The following is a 700-nucleotide window of genomic DNA, read 5'->3' on the forward strand; positions in this document are numbered from 1 at the left end:
ATGTCGCGCAAGCGGATCTGGATCCAGACCACCGGCACCCAGAACAGGCCGATGATCACATAGAGCGCCAGTGACAGCAGGATCCAGCCTTCGTTGAGCGGCCATCCGACGACGCGCGCCAGCCCGTACCCGGTCAGCGGCTGCAGCACCACGGCAGTCGCCGTGAAGACGGTGTCTGCGATCACCACGATGCTGGCGACATGGGCGATGATGCGGGGGTCGCGGGTCCTGACGGCCATCGCCATGAAGAAGGCGATGCCGATGCCGGTTCCGAACAGCACCGTCGCGCCGAGCACATGGACAAGTCGCAGCACGTCTTCCAGCGCCATCAGCGTTCGTCCAGAATGGCAAGGGCCGTGAGCGCCAGCAGGATCGACGGCACCACTTTGACCAGGGGGCCGAGCGGATCGAGCCAGAGCGCCGGCTCCGCGAATGTCGCGGCAAGCAGGTAGGCGAGCGTCAGCACAAGCATGCCGATCAGAGCGCGCCGCGCCCAGGGCCGGAAGAGCACCGCAAGCCCCAACGCGACATCGGCAAGACATGTCACCGCCACCATCGCGCTCGCGGCGCGGCCAGGCAGGAAGCTCGCGAAATGGCTGCGCGCCGCCTCGAATGCCAGGAACGGCGCGAGGCCGGAAATGAGCCAGAACAGCGCCAGCGTCACGATGATCGGCGCCTTCAACAGATAGAGGCGGGCGGA

Annotated in this window: 2 protein-coding genes; both read right to left on the reverse strand. The window is 66.6% G+C overall.

All coding sequences use genetic code 11. From position 1 onward, the window contains the following. The coding region (locus EN780_RS36310) for a DUF2269 domain-containing protein (RefSeq protein WP_133372958.1) at positions 1-329 on the reverse strand (329 nt) is incomplete at its 3' end. After that, on the reverse strand, positions 329-700 hold a 372-nt coding region (locus EN780_RS36315; RefSeq protein WP_189557092.1), incomplete at its 5' end, for a DoxX-like family protein. The genes EN780_RS36310 and EN780_RS36315, both read right to left, overlap by 1 nt.

This window comes from Mesorhizobium sp. M4B.F.Ca.ET.089.01.1.1 (assembly GCF_004022605.1).
Taxonomy (GTDB): domain Bacteria; phylum Pseudomonadota; class Alphaproteobacteria; order Rhizobiales; family Rhizobiaceae; genus Mesorhizobium; species Mesorhizobium abyssinicae.